The sequence below is a fragment of the Geminicoccus flavidas genome, assembly GCF_009806515.1.
In the GTDB taxonomy this organism is placed as follows: domain Bacteria; phylum Pseudomonadota; class Alphaproteobacteria; order Geminicoccales; family Geminicoccaceae; genus Geminicoccus; species Geminicoccus flavidus.
In genome coordinates this window covers 1-1,424 of record NZ_WUJP01001116.1, presented here as the reverse complement: position 1 = coordinate 1,424, position 1,424 = coordinate 1, and the positions used below count along the sequence as shown (strand labels likewise).

At 68.0% G+C, this 1,424-nt stretch carries 2 protein-coding genes; both read right to left on the bottom strand.

All coding sequences use genetic code 11. The features are described from left to right. Window positions 1-76 precede the first annotated feature (76 nt). On the bottom strand, window positions 77-1,156 hold the full coding sequence (gene arsB, locus EQG76_RS31345) for an ACR3 family arsenite efflux transporter (RefSeq protein ID WP_159719117.1): 1,080 nt from the start codon (window positions 1,154-1,156) through the stop codon (window positions 77-79). Between the two features lie 22 nt (window positions 1,157-1,178). Further along, window positions 1,179-1,424: ArsC/Spx/MgsR family protein (locus EQG76_RS31340; protein WP_321573541.1), on the bottom strand; the 246-nt coding region annotated here is incomplete at its 5' end.

Genomic DNA, 1,424 nt, shown 5'->3' with positions numbered 1-1,424 from the left:
CCCGGGCGCGGGCAGGCACAGGCCATGTCCAGGGCCGGCAGATGGTCTGGGTCGGGAAGGTCGCGCAGGCGCATGGTCATGCCTTGCCGGCCGCGTAGACGGCCCGGTCTCGGGGGAAGAAGCGCTGGCCCAGGCGGAGAGCCACGTGCACCAGCAGGATCAGCACCGGCACCTCGACCAGCGGGCCGATCACCGCGGCGAAGGCCACCGGCGAGGCCAGGCCGAAGGCAGCGATGGCCACCGCGATGGCCAGCTCGAAATTGTTGCCGGCGGCCGTGAACGCGATCGCGGTGGTGCGCGGGTAGTCCGCCTCGATCAGCCTGCCCATGGCGAAGCTGACCGCGAACTGGATCAGGAAGTAGAGCGAGAGCGGGATGGCGATCCGGAGCGCGTCGAGCGGCAGCCGGACCAGATCGCCGCCCTTCAGGCTGAACATCGCGACGATGGTGAACAGCAGCGCCGCCAGCGTGACCGGCCCGATCCGCGGCAGGAACTCCCGCTCGTACCAAGCCCGGCCGTTGCGGGCGACCAGGATGCGCCGGGTCAAAAAGCCCGCCAGGAACGGGATGCCCAGATAGATCAGCACCGCCTCGGCAATCGTCCAGAAGCCGACATCGATCACGCTGCCTTCCAGGCCGAACAAGGGCGGCAGGACGGTCAGGAAGACCCAGGCATAGACGCTGAAGAACAGGATCTGGAAGATCGAGTTGAACGCGACCAGCCCGGCGACATACTGGTTGTCGCCGCGGGCGAGCTGGTTCCAGACCAGCACCATCGCGATGCAGCGGGCCAGGCCGATCAGGATCAGGCCAGTCATGTATTCCGGCTGGTCGCGCAGGAAGATCACCGCCAGTACGAACATCAGCACCGGCCCGATCAGCCAGTTCTGGACCAGGGACAGGGCCAGCACCCGCCTGTCGGCAAACACCTGGTGCAGCTCCTCGTAGCGCACCTTCGCCAGCGGCGGGTACATCATCAGGATCAGGCCGATGGCGATCGGGATGTTGGTGGTGCCCGCCGAAAGCCGGTCGAGGGCGGCCGGCAGCCCGTCGAACAGGGTGCCGAGCAGCACGCCCAGCGCCATGGCGGCGAAGATCCAGACGGTCAGGTAGCGGTCGAGAAAGGAGAGCCGGGAGGCCGGCGCTGGCGAGGCCATGGGACGCTTTCCTGGCAGGAGATCAGGCGAGGCGGCGACCGTCGGCGGCGACGACCTGTTCGCCATCCTCCTTGGCAAACGCGCCGCGCTGCGGGTTCGGCAGGATGTCGAGCACCAGCTCGGACGGCCGGCAGAGCTTCACCCCGAGCGGGGTGACCACGATCGGCCGGTTGATCAGGATGGGATGGGCCAGCATCGCGTCGACGAGTTGCTCGTCGCTGAGGGAGGGATCACCCAGGCCCAGCTCGGCATAGGGCGTGCCCTTCTC

Coding starts and splice junctions, on each gene's coding strand:
- arsB (WP_159719117.1), bottom strand. CDS start 1,156: ATGGCCTCGCCAGCGCCGGCCTCCCGGCTCTCCTTTCTCGACCGCTAC.